This is a genomic window from Ramlibacter sp. JJN2-2R, assembly GCF_057747835.1.
In genome coordinates, this window is sequence record NZ_CM173226.1 from 2470731 (window position 1) to 2489186 (window position 18456).

General features: G+C 68.6%; 12 protein-coding genes and 1 tRNA gene. 6 read left to right on the forward strand and 7 right to left on the reverse strand.

The annotated features are described in order from the left end of the window. Nucleotides 1-8 precede the first annotated feature (8 nt). The 3 genes from AC3ANR_RS12030 to AC3ANR_RS12040 are packed head-to-tail and all read left to right on the forward strand — an operon-like array spanning nt 9 to nt 2604. Nucleotides 9-1412: a patatin-like phospholipase family protein gene (locus AC3ANR_RS12030; protein WP_488288350.1), complete on the forward strand. Its 1404-nt coding sequence runs from the start codon at nt 9-11 to the stop codon at nt 1410-1412. Then, a complete protein-coding gene (locus tag AC3ANR_RS12035) occupies nt 1412-2149 on the forward strand; it encodes an MgtC/SapB family protein (RefSeq protein ID WP_488288351.1) in 738 nt (245 codons plus the stop codon). The genes AC3ANR_RS12030 and AC3ANR_RS12035 overlap by 1 nt, the downstream gene beginning before the upstream one ends. Before the next feature lie 53 nt (nt 2150-2202). Beyond that, nucleotides 2203-2604, forward strand: coding sequence for a response regulator (locus AC3ANR_RS12040; RefSeq protein ID WP_488288352.1), 402 nt, complete (start codon nt 2203-2205; stop codon nt 2602-2604). A 322-nt stretch (nt 2605-2926) separates the two neighbouring features. On the opposite strand, the gene AC3ANR_RS12045 is transcribed toward AC3ANR_RS12040, so the two are convergent. The 7 genes from AC3ANR_RS12045 to AC3ANR_RS12075 all read right to left on the reverse strand — a co-directional run bounded on the left by AC3ANR_RS12045 (nt 2927) and on the right by AC3ANR_RS12075 (nt 15828). Then, a tRNA-Ser gene (locus tag AC3ANR_RS12045) sits at nt 2927-3017 on the reverse strand. Nucleotides 3018-3051: 34 nt separating this feature from the next. Beyond that, entirely contained in the window at nt 3052-5136 is a 2085-nt protein-coding gene (locus AC3ANR_RS12050) for an ATP-binding response regulator (RefSeq protein WP_488288353.1), read from the reverse strand. Further along, nucleotides 5133-11954 (reverse strand): HAMP domain-containing protein, encoded by a 6822-nt coding sequence (locus AC3ANR_RS12055; protein ID WP_488291796.1) that lies wholly within the window; start codon nt 11952-11954, stop codon nt 5133-5135. Before AC3ANR_RS12055 ends, AC3ANR_RS12050 begins: the two co-directional genes overlap by 4 nt. A 341-nt stretch (nt 11955-12295) precedes the next feature. After that, nucleotides 12296-13426: a branched-chain amino acid ABC transporter substrate-binding protein gene (locus tag AC3ANR_RS12060; protein WP_488288354.1), complete on the reverse strand. Its 1131-nt coding sequence runs from the start codon at nt 13424-13426 to the stop codon at nt 12296-12298. Between the two features lie 133 nt (nt 13427-13559). Beyond that, nucleotides 13560-13859 carry a hypothetical protein gene (locus AC3ANR_RS12065; protein ID WP_488288355.1) on the reverse strand — a complete coding sequence of 100 codons (300 nt, stop codon included), beginning with the start codon at nt 13857-13859 and terminating at the stop codon, nt 13560-13562. Then, a complete protein-coding gene (locus tag AC3ANR_RS12070) occupies nt 13859-14284 on the reverse strand; it encodes a DNA polymerase III subunit chi (RefSeq protein WP_488288356.1) in 426 nt (141 codons plus the stop codon). Before AC3ANR_RS12070 ends, AC3ANR_RS12065 begins: the two co-directional genes overlap by 1 nt. A 5-nt stretch (nt 14285-14289) precedes the next feature. Then, nucleotides 14290-15828: a leucyl aminopeptidase gene (locus tag AC3ANR_RS12075; RefSeq protein WP_488288357.1), complete on the reverse strand. Its 1539-nt coding sequence runs from the start codon at nt 15826-15828 to the stop codon at nt 14290-14292. A 36-nt stretch (nt 15829-15864) separates the two neighbouring features. On the opposite strand from AC3ANR_RS12075, the gene lptF reads away from it, so the two are divergent. From lptF to AC3ANR_RS12090, 3 genes are read left to right on the forward strand one after another with little or no spacing between them, the layout of a single operon-like run. After that, nucleotides 15865-16971: an LPS export ABC transporter permease LptF gene (gene lptF / locus AC3ANR_RS12080; protein WP_488288358.1), complete on the forward strand. Its 1107-nt coding sequence runs from the start codon at nt 15865-15867 to the stop codon at nt 16969-16971. Next, entirely contained in the window at nt 16968-18065 is a 1098-nt protein-coding gene (lptG, locus tag AC3ANR_RS12085; protein WP_488288359.1) for an LPS export ABC transporter permease LptG, read from the forward strand. Before lptF ends, lptG begins: the two co-directional genes overlap by 4 nt. Beyond that, nucleotides 18062-18427 carry a sirohydrochlorin chelatase gene (locus AC3ANR_RS12090; protein WP_488288360.1) on the forward strand — a complete coding sequence of 122 codons (366 nt, stop codon included), beginning with the start codon at nt 18062-18064 and terminating at the stop codon, nt 18425-18427. The genes lptG and AC3ANR_RS12090 overlap by 4 nt, the downstream gene beginning before the upstream one ends. The last annotated feature ends 29 nt before the right edge of the window (nt 18428-18456 follow it).

Here is an 18456-nt window from a genome sequence, read left to right on the forward strand (position 1 = left end):
GTTTCGGTGTGGCGGCCTGCGCCACGGCGGCGGCCCTCGTCCTGGTCGCCTGTTCGACGGCACGGCCCTGGATCAACCAGCCGCTGCCGCAGGACGCCCCGGTGCTGCAGGCGCCGGTTGTCGTCCCCGCGCCGCGACCCATCGTGGCCGCGGTCACCTTTTCGGGCGGGGGCGCGCGCGCCGCTGCCTTCGGCCTGGGTGTCCTGCAGGAGCTCAAGGCCACGCGCTTCACCGTCGACGGCCGCGACACCACGCTGCTGGACGAGGTGGGGCTGATCAGCGGCGTGTCCGGCGGCAGCGTCCTGGCCGCGCACTACGCCGCCTTCGGGGACGAGACCTTCGAGCGCTTCGAGAAGGACTTCCTGCTCGTCGACTTCCAGGCCGGCCTGGTACGCCAGGTCCTGTCGCCCTCCACCGTGTACCGCCTCGGCTCGCCCTGGTACGGGCGCAGCAACGTGCTGGAGCAGCGGCTGGAGACAGTCTTCCGCGGCACCACCTTCGGCGACGTGCGCCGGCGTCGCAACTGGCCGCACCTGCTGGTGACGGCCACCGACCTGACCACCGGCGCGCCCTTCGAATTCACGCCCGAGCAGTTCGCGCTGATCTGCTCGGATCTCGACTCGGTGCCGCTGTCGTTCGCGGTGGCGGCGTCGTCGTCCGTCCCGCTGCTGCTCAGCCCGATGACGCTGCGCAACCACGCGGGCAGCTGCCCCGCGGCGCTGCCGGCACGCGCCGTGCACGGCGCGCAAGGCAACCTGTCGGCCCGGCTGCTGCGCCGCATTGCGGACAGCTACCGCGACTCGCGCCAGCGGCCCTACATCCACCTGGTCGACGGCGGCCTGGCCGACAACCTGGGCGTGCGCGGCCTGGTCGACCACACCATCGCCAGCGGCTCGCTGCACGAGAGCTTCGAGCAGCTGCCGTCCGGCTCGGTGCACAAGATCGTGCTGGTGGTCGTCAATTCCGAGCGCGCGCTGGCCGACCGCATCGACGAGAGCGACAAGGTGCCGGGAACCTTCCAGGTGCTCGACGCGATGGTGTTCGGCGCCGGCTCGCGCTGGACCGAGGAGACGACAGAGCTGGTCAAGGACACCGCCCGCCGCGCCGCCGAGGAACTGCGCGCGCTGCGCGGGCGCGGCGACAGCCCGTTTGCTGCCGACGCCGAGATCTTTGTGGTCAACATCCGCCTGCGCGACCTGCAGGACGAGAGCCGGCGCAACTCGCTGCTGCACGTGCCCACCGCGTTCGAGATCCTGCCTTCGCAGTCGCGCGAGCTGCAGGCCGCCGGGCGCGAGTTGCTGCGGGCCTCGCCCGAGTTCCGCCGCCTGCGCCGCAGCCTCGGCATCGCCCAGGGCGAGGCCGCAGTGAGCGCCGCGCCGATGGACGATGCCGGCGACGAGGCGCAGCCGTGATGTCCCCCGCGGCCCTGGCGATGTACTGGCGCGGCGACTTCCTCGCCGCCAACGCCTTCATCGGCCTGAACCTGCTGGGCGCGCTGCTGCTCGGGATGGCGGTCGGCTACGAGCGCTCGTACAACGGGCGCGCGGCGGGCATGCGCACCTACGGGCTGGTGTGCATGGCATCCACCGCGCTGACCATCTTCGTGGGCTTCGCGCCGCTGTGGTACGGCGGCGCGCTGCCCGGGGCCGCGCCCGACGCGACGCGCATCGTGCAAGGCGTGGTCACCGGCATCGGCTTCCTGTGCGCCGGGGTGATCGTCAAGGACGGCCTGAACATCAGCGGCCTAACGACTGCGGCGTCGATCTGGGCCGCGTCGGCCATCGGTGTGCTGCTGGGCGTGGGCTTCTACGCATCGGCTCTGCTGCTGGCCGCTCTGTGCATGCTGTCGATGACCCTGGTGCACCAGATCGAGAGGACCCTGCCCGGGCGGGCCAGCTTCGACGTGACGCTCACCTTCGCCAGCCAGGCGGCACCGCAGCTCGGCGACCTCGCGGCGATGGCGCTCAAGCACGGCTACCGCGTGCTGCCCGCCAGCTTCAGCTTCTCCTTTTCCGACAACCACCTGGTCTGGCGCCTGTGCGTGACTGCGCTCGACCGGTCGCGGTCCACGTCCCCCGCCCTGCTCGCCCACGAGTTGGCCGTCTCGCAGGACGTGGCGCGCTTCAGCATCGTGCCGCTGCGGCACTGACCGGAGCGCACGACATTCGCGCCCCCAATCCACATCCCACGAAAGGACTCACCATGCCAGACCTCACCGAGACCGGCTGCGCATCGCGCATCCTGGTGGTCGACGACAACGTCGACGTGGCCGACACCCTGGCCCTGCTGCTGCAGCTGTCCGGCTATGCCACGGGCATCGCGTACAACGGCCTTGACGCCATCGACGAAGCCCGCCAGCGGCACTACGACGCGGTGCTGCTGGACCTGAACATGCCGGTGCTGGACGGCTTCGACGCGGCGGCGGTGCTCAAGCAACTGGAGCCTGCGCCGACGCTGATCGCTTGCTCGGCGCGTGACGACGTCGACACACGGCGGCGCACGCGGGCGCTCGGATTCGCTGCGCACCTGGCCAAGCCCGTGCCGCTCGAGGCCCTCGAAGCCACGCTGCAGCGCCATTGCGGCGCCCGCGCGGGAGCCCGGTGAGCACCATGTTCGCGCGTTCAAGTGACGGGCCCGCGTGCCTGCTGCAGTTCCGGCCCCTTCATCCGGGCGGCCGCACGCTGGCGTTCCCCTGCGATGCCGCCGGCTGCGTCCACCTGGACTGCCTGGACGACCGCGTGCGCAACGACTACTTCTATGCGCGCCTGATGGTCGGGCGCGAGTTCGCGCCAGCGCAAGTGCGGGCTCGAGCAAGCTGCGAGAACGCCGCTCTACCCGGCCGCCATCAAGCGGGACGACGCGGGATGATGCGGGAGGGAACTCACCAATGAAAAAGCCCCCTTGCGGGGGCTCTTCACTGGATGCCTGGCGGAGAGGGCGGGATTCGAACCCGCGGTGGGCTATTAACCCACACACGCTTTCCAGGCGTGCGACTTAAACCGCTCATCCACCTCTCCTGCGAGCTCGCGATTGTAGCAAGGGCGCGGGGCCTCAAGCCGCCTTGGCCCGCCGGGTGCGCTGCGGGTTGGCGATCATCTGCAGCAACAGGTCGACGTCGGCCGGCTTGACCATGTGGAAATCGAACCCCGCCTGCGCGGAACGGGCGCGGCTTTCCGCCTCGCCGTAGCCGGTGAGGGCGATGAGCAGCGCGTCCTGCGAAGCGGGCTGGTTGCGCAGCTGGTGCGCGACCTCGAAGCCGTTCATGCCGGGCAGCCCGATGTCGAGCAGCACCACGTCTGGGCGGAACTCCTGCGCGATGCGCAGGGCCGCCATGCCTTCGTTGGCGACCTTCACCTCGAACCCTTCCATTTCCAGCAGGGTCATCAGCGTCTCGGCGGACGCCATCAGGTCATCGACCACCAGGATGCGCGACGGGCGCTCCGGCGCCGCGGCGGGGCGCGCCAGCACGGCGGGCGCCGCCCTCTCCTCTTCCTGCTGGGCCAGCGCCCCAGGCAACGTGACGGACACTTCGGTTCCCTTTCCAAGTCCTTCGCTGTGCGCCTCGACGGCGCCGCCATGCAGCTCGACCAGGTGCTTGACGAGCGTGAGTCCGATCCCCAGCCCGCCCTGCGACCGGTCGAGCGACTGGTCGGCCTGGGCGAACAGGTCGAAGATGTGCGGCAGGAATGCCGGGTCGATGCCGCTGCCGCAGTCCTTCACCGTGATGACCACCCTGCCGTCCCGGAACGCCGCGCGCAGCACGACCTGCGTGTTGGGCGGCGAGAACTTCGAGGCGTTGTTGATCAGGTTCGACAGCACCTGCGCCAGGCGCACCGGGTCGCCCTCGACGGCGACCGGTTCGTCCGGCAGTTCGACGTGCAGCTGCTGGCCGCGCGACTCCAGCTTGGGCATGGTCGCCTCGGCGGTGCGCTCGATCAGCGACACGAGCGTCAGGCACTCGGGCTTGACGACCACCTTGCCCTGCACGATGCGCGAGACGTCCAGCAGGTCGTCGATCAGCCTCGCCATGTGGTCGGCCTGGCGGCTGATCACGTCGCGGGCCCAGTGCATCGTCGCGACCGCCACGTCCGCCCCCTGCATGATGTGCACGGCGTTGCGGATCGGCGCCAGCGGATTGCGCAACTCGTGCGCCAGCATGGCCAGGAACTCGTTCTTGCGGCGGTCGGCCTCCTGGACCGCGGTGTACAGGCGCGCGTTCTCCATCGCGATGGCGGCGCGGCTGGCCACCTCGCGAATCAAAGCGACGTGGGCAGCGTCGAAGCGCGCCTCGTCGCCCAGCAGCACCAGGACGCCGCGCGGCTCGTCGCCGGCCATCAACGGGCAGATGGCGGCCGCCCGGCCTTCGTTGCGCCACAGGCGGAACTGCTTGTCGCGGATCGCCTCGTCGGACGCCGCTCGCAAGCCGGGGCTGAACGCCTCGCCGTCGTCGGCCCTGGGCGCCGGGTGCATCTCCAGGCGGCGCATGCCGCCCTCCTTGTCGGCCAGGCCGAGGATGGCGCGGTCGCCGAGCACCGGCACGCACAGGTCCTGCACGGCGGCGACGGTTTCGTCGAGGTTCAGCGAGCGGGACAGCACCCGGCTCGCCTCGGCCAGGAAGTCGGCGCGCTGGATGGATTCCTCCGCCGCGGCCCGCGCCGCCTCCGAGCGGGCGAGGGCCTCGCGCTCGGCGGCGCGCAGTTGCAGCTGCCGGTTCATCCGGTACAGCTCGACGAAGACGCGCACCTTGGAGCGCAGCACCTCCGGCACCACCGGCGAGGGGATGTAGTCCACCGCACCGAGCGCGTAGCCCCGCTTGGCCTGCAGCTCGTCGACGTAGGCCGTGATGAACACGATCGGCGTCTGGGCCGACTTCTTGTAGTGGCGGATCAGGCTGGCCGTCTCGAGCCCGTCGATGTCGGGCATGTTGACGTCCAGCAGGATCACGGCGAACTCCATCTCGAGGACGTAGCGCAGCGCTTCCTTGCCCGAGCGGGCACTGATGATGTTCTCGCCCAGTTCGTCCAGGATGGTGCGGAAGACGACGTGCTTTTCCTGCAGGTCGTCGACGACGAGGATGTTCGCCTTCTCCCGCTCCTGCAGGGCGGCCTGGGCTTCGGCGTTGATTTTGGTTGTCACTGGTGGAGCCACGCCCTCAGCACGGTCAGCAGGTCTTGCGTGTTGACGGGCTTGGACAGGTAGTCCCAGGCGCCCGCCTCGATGCACTTCTCGCGGTCGCCCTTCATGGCCTTGGCGGTCACCGCGATCATCGGCAGGTTCTTGCCCTGCGGCAGCTTGCGGATCTCCTTCATGGTGGCCATGCCGTCCATCTCCGGCATCATGATGTCCATCAGCACGATCTCGATCTGCGGGTCGTTGGCCACGCGGCTGATCGCCTCGCGGCCGTTGTCGGCCCACACGATGTCCATCGCGTGCTCCTCGAGCACCGTCGCCAGCGCGAAGATGTTGCGCATGTCGTCGTCGACGATCAGCACGCGCTTGCCGGCCAGCGGCTTGGACGAGGAGATGGTGTCCTCGAGCATCGCGCGCCGCGCCTCGGGAAGCTGGCCCACGGGCTGGTGCAGCGCCAGCAGGGCGCCGTCGTACAGCTGCGGGACGGAGTGCACTTCGCGCACCGTCACCAGGTCGTCGGAGTGCCAGGCGAAGCGGCTGCCGTCGCCGGCGACCGCATTGCGATAGAGCAGCAGCGGCAGCGGACCGAGCGTGGCCTGGGCCCCCAGGGCATGCCGCACCTGCGCGGTGTCGAGCTTGCCGAAGGCGTCGTCCAGCACCACGCAGTCGAAGCGGGTGCCGTCCAGCGCCTCGACGAACTTGTCGGCGCCCTTGACCACCACGGTGGTGACGTTGTCGCCTTCGAGCAGGCCGACCAGCTCGTTGCGCGCCGCGGTCTCCTTCATGGCGACCAGGACGTTGCGCTGCTTGCGCGAGGCATAGGAGCGCAGCTTGTCCAGCATCGCGTCCAGCAGGTCCTTGGACTGGATCGGCTTCTCCAGGAACGCGATCGCGCCGCCGCGGAAGGCCCGCTCCTTGGAGTCGTCCGTCGAGACCACGCACACCGGGATGTGCCGCGCGATGAAGTCCTGCTTCAGCCGGTCGAGCACGCGCCAGCCGTCCATGTCGGGCAGGTACATGTCCAGCGTGATGGCCGCGATCTGGAACTGGTTGGCGAAGGTGAGCGCGCCGGCTCCCATCGACGTGACCAGGCCCTTGAAGCCCTTGGCCCGCGCCGCGTCGAGCAGGAAGCGCGCGAAGGCCAGGTCGTTCTCGACGATCAGCAGGACGAGGTCGCCCTCCTGGATGTTGTCGCGGTCGTCGTCGGCCTCGTTGCGCACCAGCGCCGACGCGTCGACGGCGGCCCGCTCCTGCGCATCGGCGATCTCCTGCGCCGGCTTGGGCGGCAGGCGGCGCGCCGTCGCGGGCGGCGGCAGCGTGGCGTCGCTGCTGGCGAGCGAACTCGTCCTGCGCGTGCTGCGGGTGGACGGGTAGTGCACCGGCAGGTACAGGGTGAACGTGCTGCCCTGCCCCGGCGCGCTCGCGAGCCGGATCTCGCCGCCGAGCAGCTTGGACAGCTCGCGGCTGATCGCCAGGCCCAGGCCGGTGCCGCCGTACTTGCGACTGGTGGAGCCGTCGGCCTGCTGGAAAGCCTCGAAGATGATCTGCTGCTTGTCGCCCGAGATGCCGATGCCGGTGTCCGACACCGCGAAGGCGATGACCTGCTGGGCCCGGTTGAGGTCCTCGTGGTCCGAGCTCCAGCCGGTGACCACCTCCTCGATGGTGAGCGTGACGTTGCCCTGGTGGGTGAACTTGAAGGCGTTCGACAGCAGGTTCTTCAGGATCTGCTGCAGGCGCTTGACGTCCGTGACCACCGCGGTGGGCAGTTGCACGCCGGTGTGGATGACGAACTCCACGTTCTTGGCTTCGGCGACGTGGCGGAACGTGCGCTCCACGTACAGCTGCAGGTCGGACAGGCGCAGCTCGCTGACGTCCACCGCCACCGTCCCCGACTCGATCTTGGACAGGTCCAGGATGTCGTTGATCAGCATCAGCAGGTCGTTGCCGGACGAGTGGATCGTCTTGGCGAATTCCACCTGCTTGCCCGAGAGGTTGCCCTCCGGGTTCTTCGACAGCTGGTCCGACAGGATCAGCAGCGAATTGAGCGGCGTGCGCAGCTCGTGCGACATGTTCGCCAGGAACTCGGACTTGTACTTGGACGTCAGCGCCAGCTGCTTGGCCTTTTCCTCCAGCGCCTGGCGGGCCTGCTCCACTTCCTGGTTCTTGCGCTCCACCTCGTGGTTCTGGTGCACGAGCAGCCGCGCCTTCTCCTGCAGCTCCTCGTTGGTCTGCTGCAGTTCCTGCTGGCGGCTCTGGAGCTCCTGCGCGAGCGACTGCGACTGCGTCAGCAGGTCCTCGGTGCGCATGTTGGCCTCGATCGTGTTGATCACGATGCCGATCGATTCCGTCAGCTGGTCCAGGAACTGCTGGTGCGTCGGGTTGAAGCGCTCCAGGGAGGCGAGTTCGACCACGCCGCGCACCTGCCCTTCGAAGATGATCGGCAGCACCAGCACGTTCATCGGCGCCATGTGCGTCAGGCCCGAGGAGATGCGCAGGCTCTCCGGGATGTTGGAGGTGAGCAGGACCTTCTTCTTGTCGAACGCGCACTGGCCGACCAGCCCTTCACCCAGGTCCACTTCCTTGCCGTAGGAGCCGTGGCCGTCGGACGCGTAGCTGGCCATCAGGCGCAGCTTGGGCATGTCCTGGGTGTAGCGCAGCACGTAGAACTCGGCCTGCTGCGCGCCCACCACGGGGGCGAGTTCCGACAGGATCAGGTGGCCCACCGCCACCAGGTCGCGCTGGCCCTGCAGCATCCGCGAGAACTTGGCCAGGTTGGTCTTGAGCCAGTCCTGCTCCGTGTTCAGCTGCGTGGTGTCGCGCAGGTTCGAGATCATCTCGTTGATCGTGTCCTTCAGCGCGGCCACTTCGCCCTGCGCCTCCACCGTGATGGAGCGGGTCAGGTCGCCCTGCGTCACGGCGGTGGCCACCTCGGCGATCGCGCGCACCTGCGTGGTGAGGTTGGCGGCCAGCTGGTTCACGTTCTCGGTCAGGCCCTTCCAGGTGCCCGAGGCGCCCGGCACCTTGGCCTGGCCGCCCAGCTTGCCTTCCACACCCACCTCGCGCGCCACCGTGGTCACCTGGTCGGCGAAGGTGGCCAGCGTGTCGGTCATGGAGTTGATGGTCTCGGCCAGCGCGGCGATCTCGCCCTTGGCCTCCACGGTCAGCTTCTGCTGCAGGTCGCCGTTGGCCACGGCGGTCACCACCTTGGCGATGCCTCGCACCTGCGAGGTCAGGTTGCCGGCCATGAAGTTCACGTTGTCCGTCAGGTCCTTCCAAGTGCCGGCCACGCCCTTCACCTGGGCCTGGCCGCCGAGGCGCCCTTCGGTGCCCACCTCGCGCGCCACGCGCGTCACTTCCGAGGCGAAGGAGGACAGCTGGTCCACCATCGTGTTGATGGTGTTCTTCAGCTCCAGGATCTCGCCCTTGACGTCCACCGTGATCTTCTCGGACAGGTTGCCGGCGGCCACCGCCTTGGTCACGTCCGCGATATTGCGCACCTGGGCCGTCAGGTTGCCGGCCATGAAGTTCACGTTGTCCGTGAGGTCCTTCCACGTGCCCGACACGCCCTGCACGTCGGCCTGGCCGCCCAGCTTGCCCTCGGTGCCCACCTCGCGCGCCACCCGCGTCACTTCGGCGGCGAACGAGCGCAGCTGGTCCACCATGGTGTTGATCACGTCCTTGATCTGCAGGATCTCCCCGCGCACGTCCACCGTGATCTTCTGCGTCAGGTCCCCCATGGCGATGGCCGTGGCCACCTTGGACACGTCGCGCAGCTGCACCGTGAGGTTGGAGGCCATGGAGTTGACCGACTCGGTCAGGTCCTTCCACGTGCCGGCCACGCCCTGCACGTCGGCCTGGCCACCCAGCTTGCCCTCGGTGCCCACCTCGCGCGCCACCCGCGTCACTTCCGCCGCGAACGACGAGAGCTGGTCCACCATGGTGTTGATCACGTCCTTGATCTGCAGGATCTCCCCGCGCACGTCCACCGTGATCTTCTGCGTCAGGTCGCCCATGGCGATGGCCGTGGCCACCTTGGACACGTCGCGCAGCTGCACCGTGAGGTTGGACGCCATGGAGTTGACCGACTCGGTCAGGTCCTTCCACGTGCCGGCCACGCCCTGCACGTCGGCCTGGCCACCGAGCTTGCCTTCGGTTCCCACCTCGCGCGCCACGCGCGTCACCTCGGCGGCGAACGATCGCAGCTGGTCCACCATCGTGTTGATGGTGTTCTTCAACTCCAGGATCTCGCCCTTCACGTCCACCGTGATCTTCTTCGAGAGGTCGCCGGCCGCCACCGCCTTGGTCACGTCGGCGATGTTGCGCACCTGGGCCGTCAGGTTGCCGGCCATGAAGTTCACGTTGTCCGTCAGGTCCTTCCACGTGCCGGCCACGCCCTTCACGTCCGCCTGGCCGCCCAGCTTGCCCTCGGTGCCCACCTCGCGCGCCACCCGCGTCACCTCCGAGGCGAAGGAGGACAGCTGGTCCACCATCGTGTTGATGGTGTTCTTCAACTCCAGGATTTCGCCCTTCACGTCCACCGTGATCTTCTTCGAGAGGTCGCCGGTGGCCACCGCCTTGGTCACGTCGGCGATGTTGCGCACCTGGGCCGTCAGGTTGCCGGCCATGGAGTTCACCGAGTCGGTCAGGTCCTTCCACGTGCCGGCCACGCCCTGCACGTCGGCCTGGCCGCCCAGCTTGCCCTCGGTGCCCACTTCGCGCGCCACCCGCGTCACCTCCGAAGCGAACGACCGCAGCTGGTCCACCATGGTGTTGATGGTGTTCTTCAGCTCCAGGATCTCGCCCTTCACGTCCACCGTGATCTTCTTGGACAGGTCGCCGGCCGCCACGGCCGTCGTCACATCCGCGATGTTCCGCACCTGCGCGGTGAGGTTGGACGCCATGAAGTTCACCGAGTCGGTCAGGTCCTTCCACGTGCCGGCAACGCCCTGCACGTCCGCCTGGCCGCCCAGCTTGCCCTCGGTGCCCACCTCCCGCGCCACGCGCGTCACTTCCGATGCGAACGAGGACAGCTGGTCCACCATCGTGTTGATGGTGTTCTTCAACTCCAGGATCTCACCCTTCACGTCCACCGTGATCTTCTTGGACAGGTCGCCGGCCGCCACCGCCTTGGTCACGTCCGCGATGTTGCGCACCTGGGCCGTCAGGTTGCCGGCCATGAAGTTCACGTTGTCCGTCAGGTCCTTCCACGTGCCGGCCACGCCCTGCACGTCGGCCTGGCCACCGAGCTTGCCTTCGGTGCCCACCTCGCGCGCCACCCGCGTCACTTCCGAAGCGAACGACCGCAGCTGGTCCACCATGGTGTTGATGGTGTTCTTCAACTCCAGGATCTCGCCCTTCACGTCCACCGTGATCTTCTTGGACAGGTCGCCGGCCGCCACGGCCGTCGTCACCTCGGCGATGTTGCGCACCTGGGCCGTCAGGTTGCCGGCCATGGAGTTCACCGAATCGGTCAGGTCCTTCCACGTGCCGGCCACGCCCTGCACGTCGGCCTGGCCGCCCAGCTTGCCTTCGGTGCCCACCTCGCGCGCCACCCGCGTCACTTCCGAAGCGAACGACCGCAGCTGGTCCACCATCGTGTTGATGGTGTTCTTCAGCTCCAGGATCTCGCCCTTCACGTCCACCGTGATCTTCTTGGACAGGTCGCCGGCCGCCACGGCCTTGGTGACGTCCGCGATGTTGCGCACCTGGGCCGTCAGGTTGCCGGCCATCGAGTTCACGGATTCGGTCAGGTCCTTCCAGGTACCGGCCACGCCCTGCACGTCGGCCTGGCCGCCCAGCTTGCCCTCGGTGCCCACCTCGCGCGCCACCCGCGTCACTTCCGAGGCGAAGGAGGACAGCTGGTCCACCATCGTGTTGATGGTGTTCTTCAGCTCCAGGATCTCGCCTTTGACGTCCACCGTGATCTTCTTGGACAGGTCGCCGGCCGCCACGGCCGTCGTCACGTCGGCGATGTTGCGCACCTGCGAGGTCAGGTTCGACGCCATGAAGTTCACCGAGTCGGTCAGGTCCTTCCACGTGCCGGCCACGCCCTGCACGTCGGCCTGGCCGCCCAGCTTGCCCTCGGTGCCCACCTCGCGCGCCACCCGCGTCACTTCGGCGGCGAAGGTGCCCAGCTGCTGCACCATCTTGTTGATGATCATCGCGGTGCGCAGGAACTCGCCTTCCAGCGGCCGGCCGTCGGCCTCCAGCGCCATCGACTTGGACAGGTCGCCCTGGGCCACCGCGCCGATCACCCGCGCCACTTCCGACGTCGGGTGCACCAGGTCCCCGATCAGCGAGTTGATGGATTCCGCGGACTCCCGCCAGAAGCCGCTGGCGTTGTGCATCTGGGCCCGCTCCTTCAGCTTGCCCTCCTTGCCGACCACGCGCGACAGGCGCGCCAGCTCCTGCGAGATGCGGACGTTCTCGCCCACGACGTCGTTGAAGGCGTCGGCGACCTTGCCGAAGATGCCCGACCAGTCGGCCGGCAGCTGCGCCTTGACGCTGCCGCGCTTGAGCTCGGTCAGCGCCTTCAGCAGCGCCCGGGTGTTCTCGCTCGAGACATCGAGCTCGTCGACCAGCACGTTGATCGACGCGACGTTGTCCTGCCAGAAGCCGCTGAGCTTGTCGTCGGTGATGCGCCGGCTCGCCTTGCCGCCCAGCCGGGAGACCGTCTCGACCGACTTGAGCTTGTGGCTGGTGCGCGCGGTCTGGGCACTGAGTTCGTTGAACTCGGCCGCGATCTTTCCGTAGAGGCCATCCCAGTCCGTCGGCAGCGTGACGCCGCTTTCGCCACGGCGATAGGCACCCAGCGCCTTGAGCATGAGCTTGAGCTCGCTCTCTCGCTGCTCCGTGACCGGGAGTTTCGCCAAGACTTCCATTTGTTCGTCCCCAATACGTAAGCACCCGTCACATGGACGGGCGGTCGGCCAGCGTAGTGATTTCGGACGGATGAGGCAACCTCGGCCATGCCCCGATGCCCCGCAAAGCCAATGCCGGCGCGGGTTGTAGGACGGCGCCGACAAGAAGAGAGCTGGTCGTACTACAGCTTGAAAATCGAGCGAAACGACGTGGATCCTGCCTGTTCAACGCACCGGACGCAGCCCGGGAAGCGCAAGAAAAAAGGCCGCCTTTGCGGGCGGCCCTTCGCGGAACGCAGGCGCGATCAGTTCAGGGGCACCTTCTTGCCGTCACGATAGACGTACAGCGTCATCGCGGGGTTCTTCAGCTCGCCGTTGGGCTCGAACTGGATGTTGGCGGTGACGCCCTTGTAGCTGGTCTGGGCCAGCTTGGCCGTGTAGACCTTCGGATCCGCGGAGTTGGCACGCTTCATGGCGTCCACCAGCACCATCGTGGCGTCGTAGGTGTACGGGCTGTACACCTGGAACTGGCCGGGGTACTTGGCGTCGTAGCGCTTCTTCCAGGCCTCGCCGCCGGGCATCTTGGCGAGCGACGCGCCGCCTTCGGCACAGACCACGTTGCCCAGGGTCTTGGCGCCCTGCACCAGCTGGATGATCTCCTGCGTGCAGATGCCGTCGCCGCCGAAGTACTTCACGTTGGTCATGCCCAGCTGCTCCATCTGGCGCAGCATGGGCGCGGCCTGCGGGTGCATGCCGCCGTAGAAGATGGCGTCGGGGTTCTTGGCCTTGACCGCGGTCAGGATCGACATGAAGTCGGTGGCCTTGTCGTTGGTGAACTGCTCGTCCACCACCTGCATGCCCTTGGACTGGGCGGTCTTCTTGAACACCTCGGCGACGCCCTGGCCGTAGGCGGTGCGGTCGTCGATGATGGCCACTTTCTTGAGCTTCAGGCCGTCGGCCGCATACAGGGCCAGGCCGGCGCCCAGCGCGTTGTCGTTGGCGATGATGCGGTACGTGGTCTTGTAGCCCGGCTTCGTGAGGTTCGGGTTGGTGGCCGCGCCGGTCACGTGCGGGATGCCGCAGTCGTTGTAGACCTTGGAGGCGGGGATGGTGGTGCCGGAGTTGAGGTGGCCGACCACGCCGTTGACCTTGGCGTCGCACAGCTTCTGGGCGGCGGCCGTGCCCTGCTTCGGGTCGGCGGCGTCGTCCTCGGTCTGGATCTCGAACCGGACCTTCTTGCCCCCGATGGTGACGTTCTGCGCGTTCAGGTCCTCGATGGCCATGCGAACGCCGTTGTCGTTGTCCTTGCCGTAGGACGCCTGCTGGCCCGACATGGGAGCCACGTGGCCGATCTTGACGACCTGCACGTCCTGCGCCGAGGCAAGGCCGCAAAGGGCCGCGATGGCGGCCACGGTCAGCTTCAACTTCATTTGCATAACACCTCCGAAAGTGGAATTTGGTTGAGATAGCGTGACTCAACGGGCGGGAACATATCGCAATTTCCGGGCCCGGACCATAGGGGTTAGCGCACGACGAGCCACGCGTGCGAACGGAGGTGCAACGGGGGAGTCAGCGGTCCCCGGCGGGGCCGCGTCCTGGCGTGAGTTCCTCGGCCAGGGCCTCGGACACGGCGGTGGTGACCACCGCCTCGATTTCCTCGCGCAGCGCAGGCGCCAGCTGCCTGCTGTGCTCGAGCACCACGCTTGCGATGGCCTCGCGCAGCCGGCGATCGAGCGTGAGGTCGATGCGCTGCATGATGCGGTGGACCAGCTGCTCCTCGGCGAGCCGGTCGGCGGCCGAAACCGCTCGCGCGCCCTGCACCACCTCGGTGAGGGTGGGCACGTTGCGAGGCGGCGTGCGCTGCGCCATCAGCGTGCCTCCGCCCGGTCGTGGCGCCGCAGCGCATAGCCGCGGCTGGCGTAGTGCCGCCAGCGCAGGCGCCCCTGCTGCAGGTCGTGTTGCTCGTCCGAGACGATCTCGATCAGGCGCTCGAACCGCTCGAACCCCTCGGGCACCTCGAGGCCCAGGTTGAGCAGCACGTCGAGGTGGGGCGCGCCCTGCGCCGTCTCGCTCAGCACGATGGGCGTGCGCGCCGCGAGCGGCTGCGCGGCGCCGTACACGTGCGGCACGAAATCGAGCGCGCTGAAGGTCCAGAGCGACACGTCCAGCTCGCGCAGCAGTTCGGGGTCGCCGGTCACCACCACGCGGGAGCCCGCGGCCCAGGCCTTGCGCAGGAGCCGGCAGGCATAGCCCACCTTGTCCTGCGTGTTGACGTGGAACGCGATCTCGGTCATGCCACTCAGGCCGCGGCCTTGCGGCGGGCCGTCTTGGCCGGCTTGGCCGGCTTGGCGGCCTTCGCGGCGGGCTTGGCGGCGCCCTTGCCCGCTGCGGCTGTGGCGCCCTGCTGCGACAGCAGGTACTGCACCAGCAGGCCGACGGGGCGACCCGTGGAGCCCTTGGCCGCGCCGCCCTTCCAGGCCGTGCCGGCGATGTCCAGGTGCGCCCACGGGTACTTGCCCGCGAAGCGCTGCAGGAACTTGGCGGCCGTCACCGAACCGGCCGGCCGGCCGGCGACGTTGGCCATGTCGGCGAAGTTGGTCTTCAGGCCCTCGCCGTACTCGTCGTCGAGCGGCATGCGCCAGCACAGGTCGAACGCCGCGTCGCCGGCGGCCTGCAGGGCCTGGGCCAGCGCGTCGTCGGAGGCGAACAGGCCGCTGCGCACGCCGCCCAGCGCGATCACGCAGGCGCCCGTGAGCGTGGCGATGTCCACCACGGCGCGCGGCTTGAACCGCTCGGCATAGGTCAGGGCATCGCACAGGATCAGCCGGCCCTCGGCGTCGGTGTTCAGCACCTCGATGGTCTGGCCGCTCATGCTGGTGACGACGTCGCCCGGCTTCATCGCGCGGCCGTCCGGCAGGTTCTCGCAGGCCGGGATGATGCCCACCACGTTCAGCCTGGGCTTGAGCTCGCCGAGGGCGCGGAACGTGCCCAGCACGCTCGCCGCGCCGGCCATGTCGAACTTCATCTCGTCCATCTCCGGAGCCGGCTTGATCGAGATGCCGCCGCTGTCGAACGTGATGCCCTTGCCCACCAGCACCACCGGGGGTTGCGAGTCGGGCGCGCCGCGGTGCTGCAGCACGATGAAGCGCAGCGGCTCCTCGGAACCGCGCGCCACCGCCATGAAGGAGCCCATGCCCAGGCGCTCGACCTCCTTGGGACCCATCACTTCGCAGCGGAAGCCGTGCGCCTTGGCCAGCTTCTTGGCCTCGTCGCCCAGCCGGGTGGGCGTGGCCAGGTTCGGAGGCAGGTTGCCCATCTCGCGGGCGAACTCGATGCCGACGGCCATGCCGCGGGCGGTCTCGAAGGCGTCCTTGTGCACGTTGGCGCTGGCCTGGACGGCGATCGTCACGCGCTCCAGTTCGCGCCCTTCGGGCTTGGACTTGGTGGTCACGTAGACGTAGCTCGTCTCGGCGGTGGCCGAGACGGCGGCCCGCACGGCGTCGTCGCCGGCGCCCGCAGGCAGGCAGATCAACAGGCGCTTGACGCCCTTGGTGCGCAGGGCCCCCATGGCGGCCTGCACGGCGGACTGCACCCGCTTGCCGGTGCCGTCGCCGGCGCCCGCGATCACCACGCGCTTGGCCGCGATGCCCTCGACGCGCCAGGCCTGCAGCAGCTTGCCCGGCTTGGTGTCCAGGTCGCCCGACTTGCGGGCGTCATCCACGAGGCGCGACAGCGGATCGGAGCCGCCGCGGGCGTCGTCGGTGACGAGGGCCACGAGGGCATCGCATTTCTGGCGGCATGCGTCGGCGGGGTCGAGGGTCTTGAGTTCGAAGTCCATAATCCGTTGTTTGTCGCGAATCGCGGGTCGGCGCCGATGTTATTCCATTCGTCATTGCGCAAAGAACTGGCGCGCAGCTTCGGCGCGACGCTGGTCGTGCTGGTCACCATCGTCATGACCATGACCCTGATCCGCACGCTGGGCCAGGCCAACCGGGGCAGCGTCAACCCGCAGGAAGTCATGATGGTCATGGGCTACACGGTCCTCGGCTACCTGCCGCCCATCCTGACCCTGTCGCTCTTCATCGCCATCGTGGGCACGCTCTCGCGCATGTACACGGACAGCGAGATGGTCATCTGGTTCTCGGCCGGGCGCGGCCTGTCGTCCCTGGTGCGCCCCCTGTTCGGATTCGCCTGGCCGATCCTCGCCGGGGTGACGGTGCTCGCCCTCGTCATCTGGCCCTGGGCGAACCAGCAGACCCAGGACCTGAAGGACCGCTACGGCAGCCGCGGCGACCTCGAGCGCGTGGCGCCGGGCCAGTTCCAGGAGTCGGCCAGCGGCACCCGCGTCTTCTTCCTCGACAAGGAGACGCCCGACAACAAGTCGGGCAAGAACATCTTCATCTCGACCACCGAGCGCGGGCACCAGACCATCACCTCGGCGCGCACCGGCCGGGTGGTCACCGAAGGCGACAGCCAGTTCCTGCTGCTGTCCAACGGCCAGCGCGTGGAAAGCAGCCTCGACGGCCGCGAGCTGCGCGTGAGCGAGTTCAACGAGCTGGGCAACCGCGTCGGCGCGGCCGAGCTCGGCCCGCAGGACAGCGCGCCCGCCAAGACGCTGTCGACCGCCCGCCTCGTCGTCGATCCCACCAACCCGAACCTGGGCGAGCTGGCCTGGCGCATGGGCATGGCGCTGGCCGCCTTCAACTTCATCGTGATCGCCATCACCGTCTCGAGCGTCAACCCGCGGGCCGGGCGCAGCGGCAACCTCGTGTTCGCGCTGTTCGCCTTCGTCGTCTACTACAACCTCCTCAACCTGGGCCAGAGCTGGATCAGCGGCGGCCGCACCGCGTTCCTGCCCTTCATGCTGGCCCTGCACGGCGGCACCTTCGCCGCCGCGGCCCTGTGGCTCGCCAAGCAGCACAACAACTGGGCCTGGCCATGGCGGCGCAAGCAGGCGGCGGCCGCGCAGGTGGGCGCATGAGGACCATCCGCCGCCTGGTCTACCGCGAAGTGCTCGCGTCGGTGGTGTTCGTCGCCGCCGGCTTCCTGGCCCTGTTCTTCTTCTTCGACTTCGTCGACGAGCTGCCCAACGTCGGCAAGGGCGTGACGCCGTACCGGCTGACGCAGGCGCTGCTGTACGTGACCCTGATGGTGCCCAGCCACCTGTACGAACTGCTGCCGATCGCGGTCCTGATCGGCACGATCTTCGTGATGGCGCGGCTGGCGCAGAGTTCGGAGTACACCATCCTGCGCACCAGCGGCCTGGGGCCCGGCCGGGCGTTGCGCACCCTGCTCGCCCTGGGCGTGGTGTTCGCGCTGCTCACGTTCGCCGTCGGCGACTATGTGGCGCCCGCCGCCGACCGCGCGGCGCAGCTGCTGCGCGCGCGCTACCAGGGCCGCATCAGCATCGGCCAGACCGGCGCCTGGCTCAAGGAGAGGCAGTCGGCTTCGACCTTCAACGTCAACGTCGGCGCGCTCGCGCCCGACGGCTCGATGCAGGCGGTGCGCATCTTCGAAGCCGACGAACGGGGCTTCCTGGTCAGCATGACGCAGGCGGCGCGCGCCAACTTCAGCGGCGGTGCCTGGCTGCTGCACGACGCGCAGCGCACCACTTTCCAGGGCGAGGGCGGCGCGCCGAAGGTGGCCCGCACGGCCCAGCCCACGCTGCGCTGGCCGACGGAGATCAACGCCGAGATGGTGTCGGTGGCGCTGCTCAAGCCCGATCGCATGGGGACCATCGACCTGTTCCAGTACATCCGCCACCTGGAGCAGAACGGCCAGACGTCGCAGCGCTACGAGATCGAGTTCTGGCGCAAGGTGTTCTACCCCCTCAGCTGCCTGGTGATGGTGGTGCTGGCCCTGCCCTTCGCCTACCTGCACTTCCGCTCCGGGGGCATCACCACCTATGTGTTCGGCGGGGTCCTGATCGGCATCAGCTTCTTCCTGCTGAACAACGTCTTCGGCTACGTGGGCAACCTGCGCGACTGGTGGCCCTGGCTCACGGCCGCGGCGCCGGGCCTGCTCTACACGCTGCTGTCGCTGGCGGCCTTCAGCTGGCTGGTGCTGCGGCGGTGAAGCGCGGCATCGTCGTCTTCGGCCACGGCTCGCGCGACCCCGCCTGGCGCGAACCGATGGATGCCGTGGCCGCCCGCATCCGGTCCATCGATCCCGGCGCCGCGGTGGCGTGCGCCTTCCTCGAATTGCAGGCGCCCGACCTGCCGGCAGCGATCGACAACCTGGTGGCGCAGGGCGCCCAGCGGATCCTGGTCTTCCCCATGTTCCTGGGCGTCGGCAAGCACGCGCGCGAGGACCTGCCGGCACGGCTGGAAGCGGCCCGGGCGCGGCACCCGGCCATCTCGATCCAGGCGGCCCCCGCGGTCGGCGAATCGCCGGCGGTCCTGGACCTGCTGGCGCATCTTGCACTGCAACAGGCTTAATTCAATTTGGCATAATTGGCTCACACCTT